This window comes from Candidatus Binataceae bacterium (genome assembly GCA_035650475.1).
Lineage (GTDB): Bacteria > Desulfobacterota > Binatia > Binatales > Binataceae > JAKAVN01.
The window spans coordinates 1-4642 of record DASRHP010000002.1 but is presented as its reverse complement, the minus strand read 5'-3'; the positions used below and the strand labels follow the sequence as shown (position 1 = coordinate 4642).

Sequence of the window (4642 nt, the reverse complement as noted above, 5' to 3'; positions counted from 1 at the left end):
CGGCCGCGGTCAATACCGCGAGCACCCCCGGCAAGCGCCGCGCCGCCGCCGCGTCGAGCCGTTCGATGCGGGCATGCGCGTGCGGCGAGCGCAGCACCACCGCCTGGGCCAGCCCCGCGAACGCAAGGTCGTCGAGATAGCACCCGCGCCCGGTGAGGAAGCGGCGGTCCTCCCGCCGCTTCGGCGCATCCCCGACCGCAGACCGGGTCATCGCGCGACCGACGCCCGGTACGGGACGCTAGCAGCGGGAAAGCGGCTTCCGGCCGAGAAACTCGAATCCGGCGGCGGTGGTCTCCTGCACTTCTTGCGGCAGTGCGGCAAGGCTGCTCCAAAGCGGTTCGGTCTCGCCGGCGCCGTTAGGCTCGCGCCACAGCGACAGCGTCCGCCCCACCGGCATCCCCAGAAATGCGTCCGCCTCCGCCGGGGACGCGTGCTTGCGCAACGCTGCATCCAGCTCCGAGACAAGCCAGGACAGCGAATAGCCGGGATGAAAATTTGGGGAGACATGCAGTTTCTCGGTATCGAAGCCTTCCAGCCAAGCCTCCAAACCATAGCGGGTGCAGTTGTAGAAATGCCAGGGAGCTTCGTGCAGCGGCTGCATGAACGCGGTGCGGATCAGTACGCGGCCTCCGGGACGCAGCACGCGACGGATTTCGCGAGCGGCGGCGCGCGGGTCGCGATAGTGTTCGAAAGCGTTGAGCGCGATCGCGGCGTCGAACACCCCGTCGGCAAACGGCAGCCGGTGTACGTCCGCTATCAGATCGGTGTGGCGAAATACGGCGGCTTCCACCTCGACCACGTGGTCAAAGCGCCTGGCGGTTCCGCCAGCGCTCAAGTGCAATACCGGCCCAGTCGTGCCGTTGATTAGCGCCAGCGCCGTGTCCGGCAGCGGGTTGCTCAGGTGCGAGTCGGGATTCACCTCGGGCACCCCCATGCCGGGAAACAATACTGGCCGCCCGAAAACGATCGGCCAACGTCGCGAGCCGTTTTCCGATTCCAGCGCGTCGCCCCCCAGCGCAAGTTTCAAAGGCTGGGCGGTTTCGGGGCAGCGCAGCAAGGGCAACAGACGATCGACCCTGTTGCCGTTCACGCTCTTCGCCGAGGAGATCGCGCGATCCGGCGCCGGCTCGGGCGAAGGTAAGGGCCACACCAAGCGCAGCCAAGGATGGACCGCGCCGACCTCGTCCATCATCCGGCGCAGCTTTTTTGGCTCCTGGCTTACTTGCTGGATCATCGAGCCGTCGTGCACGCGGTACTCGGCGAGCGGTTCGCCCGGCACCCGCTCTCCCCAGAATCCGCGCTCTGCGAGCCGGCACCAGAAGGCGAAATCCTCCCAGCCACCGCGGCCGTGATTATAGCCGCCGACGGCGATCCACGCGGCCTTGGCGACCAGGGCCATCGCGTCGATGTAGTTGCCGCCGATTAGCCGATGCGGGCGATATTCCGGGTCGCCCATGACACCACCGCCGGTCCCGAACTTGCGGATCGCCGGATAGGCGAACGCGGCGCCGCTTTCCTTAAGAGTCTTCAGGCACCTGGCGGCGCACTGCGGCAATAGGCGGTTATCGGCATCGAGCGGTAAGACAAACGGCGTGTCGGCGGCATCAAAACCGGTGTTGCGGGTGCGGGCCAGGCCCGAGTTCGTCCGGTTGCGCAGCAATACGATGCGGTTGAAGCGGGAAGCGTGCGCTTTCATCCAGCGCGTGGCGACTGCCAGCGAATTGTCGGTCGAGCGGTCTTCGACGACAACGAGATCGAGTTCCGCAAGGCTTTGTCCCGCTACGGAATCGAGTGCCTCCTCGACATGGTGGGCATAGTTATGGAGCGGAACCACTACAGTGACCTCGGCGAGGCCGCCGCGGTCGGCCTCGAACACGACATCGTGCTCGGCAAGCGGCGGTTCGGCGAGGCGCTCTCCATCGCGGCAAATATCGAGCGCGAAGGAACGCGCCGCCTCGCGCCTGCCTCTGACGAAGTCGAACACGGACGCGACAATCTCGGCGCGGCGCTCCGGCCCGAAGCGCCACAACGCCTCGCGGCGCGCTGCCCGCGAGATTCGACGGCGCAATTCTGCGTCGTCGGCCAGCCGTGTCAGCGCCTCTTCCCAATCCCTTGCTGTAATCGCGAGGAACCCGGTCTCGCCATGACGGATCGCGCGCCGGAACGGCCCGGTCGGCGATGCGATCGTCGGCACATCGACGAGGGCGGCCTCGAACAGCTTCAGCTCGCTTTTGGCCTCGCAAAAGCGATTTTCGGCCTCGAGCGGCGCCAGGTTGACGTCGAAGCGCGCAATCTCCTCGGGCAACCGCTCGAGCGGGACAAGGTCGCGCCACTCGATCTGGCGTTCCAGGCCGTTAAAGCCGGGAAATTCGTCAAGATCGAGAGTGGCAAGCTGGGGCAAGCGAAACAGCACGAGTCGGCTGTCCGGACGTGCCCGCAGCACCGCGGCGACGGCATCGGCGCACGCAGCGAAATCACGCTGGTGCGTGCGCGTTCCGACTGCGTAGCCGATGCGCAGCACTGGCTCGCGCAAGGCTCCGATCTCCCGGCGGCGCCGCGCGGCGAGTCGCGAGGCGGCGATCGTCTCGCGGTCGAGGCCGTTCGGCAGCACGATGGCGGGCATGAATGCGCGACGTGCCTCTTGTGCCAGCTCTTCCGTCGGCGCGATGCACAGATCGGCCGACATCATCGTTTGGCGCACCAGTGCGTAATGCGCCGCAACCTCCTCTTCGCTCAGGTTTTGGCTGCGGATGCCGTCTATGATGTCCGCCTTCGCCGCGTCCGGGTCAATCATCAGGTCGTCGACGTCGAACAGGATTTTGGCGCCGCCCTGCCGGGCCTCGCCGATTGCGTCGGCGATTCGCTGGTCCCATGGTGCCCGCCAGATGACCAGCGCATCGGCTACCGCGATCTCGCCGAGGCTGGCCGGGATGTCGGCCACGCTGATCACGCTGGTCTCGGCGCCCAAGGCTGCGGCAGTCGCGGCCGGGCGCGCGACGCGATAACGATGGCCGGGCGTATCGGGCTCGCCTGATATGTAGACGAACCGAAGCGCTCTGCTCCGGACATCGGAGACTGCATACGACAGGGCGGGCGGACTGGACGGCGCCGCAGCCGACGCGGCTGGCGGGGCGGGCCGGGCGAAAAGCCGCCATCCGAACCTTGCGGTGGCGCGGATCGTTCGCCGCAGCCGCGCCGGAAGATACGCCGCAATGGCGCGGACAGGCCGCGTCATCTGCCACGTCGTCGAGCTAAGCACGCGATCATGCTCGGCCCGGGCCTCCGCCAGCGCCGCCTCGGTTCGCTCGATGCGCCCCGTCAGTTTGGCAATCACGGCGGTGGCTTCGGCGCTGCGTCGGCGGGCTGTCGCTTCCGCTTGGGCCACGCGAGCGGCAAGCGTATCCGCTTGTCGCGCCTTCTCGGTCGCCCGCGCCGCCTCGGCTTCGGCTGCGGCCGCGCGCTCGCGCGCCTGGACTGCTTCGGCCGCCGCCTGTCCGGCGCTCCGACCGGCAGCCGCAGCCGCGGCCTCGGCCTCCTCTACGCGTGCCCGCAGGCGTTCAGCCTCCTGCGCCAGCATGCGGGCCCGGGTGTCGGTCAGCCAATGCTCGCCCAGTCGCGCAAAGCGCGTCCGGACCGTCGCGACCGCGGCCGGGTGCGTCAGCTCGCAAAGGGCGCGCACCGGGGCGGGTGGCTCCGCGCCGACTGCGAGCACGCCGAGTCCATGCCCGTGCAGGAATTCGAAGGCAGGATGGCGCCGTCGCAGTTCGCTCCATAGCCGCCAGACCCCAAAACTTTCGTTCCGCTCGTTGATGTCGTGGAACAACACGACGCCGCGATCGGACATCTTGCGCTGCCAATGTTCGAAATCGCGGCTTACCGCCTCGTAACTGTGCAGACCGTCGATGTGCAGAAGATCGACCTCTCCGTCCTCGATCCGGTCGAGCGCATCGTCGAAGGAGCAGCGCAATAAGGTCGAGAATGCGCCGAAAGTCTCATCGTGGAATCGGCGGAACTCATCGAACACCGCTTCGCCGTAAAAACCCGCCTGCGCATCGCCTTGCCACGTATCAACAGCATGGCAGCGCGTCGCCAGGCCGGCGCACAACACCGCCTGGCAGAACGCGGCGTACGAAACACCCGATTGGGTTCCCAACTCGACAAAGACGCGAGGCATTGTGGCGCAAACCAGCCAGCGCGCAAACGGCACATGCTCCCACCATGCGCTCGCCTGCCCCAGCCGTTCGGCCCGCCAGAACAAGGGGTCGAGCACGGGATCGGTCAGGACGCGCCACGTGGCCGCCCAGTCGCGACCGATGCGCCACTCGCCGTCCGACCCGGCCGGTCGATCTTCCGCTTCCGACATCGCTGTAACTGACTTGCGTTATTAGCGCATCCGGCGACTAGAATTTGCTTTCAGCGACAACTTGCCGGATTGAGTTCATTATATTTTTTCAGTTGCGTTATGCAACCTTATGGTCGCGGCGTCTTTAAGACTGCGGTCGGTCATTTCAGCCCGACGATCTCGGCCAGCGCCTCGAGCTGCTCGGCATAGTTCGACACCGGGTTGAGCAGCAGGTGGTTGGCGCCGGCCGCGACCATCTCTTCGAGCCGCTCGCGCACCTGTTCCGGGGTGCCGTGAATG

Annotated in this window: 2 protein-coding genes; both read right to left on the bottom strand. The window is 66.8% G+C overall.

Annotated features, from left to right (window positions below; translation table 11 throughout):
* Positions 1-211: hypothetical protein (locus VFB33_00855; protein HZO80216.1), on the bottom strand; the 211-nt coding region annotated here is incomplete at its 3' end.
* 27 nt (positions 212-238) lie between these two features.
* A complete protein-coding gene (locus VFB33_00850) occupies positions 239-4363 on the bottom strand; it encodes a class I SAM-dependent methyltransferase (protein HZO80215.1) in 4125 nt (1374 codons plus the stop codon).
* Positions 4364-4642 lie beyond the last annotated feature (279 nt).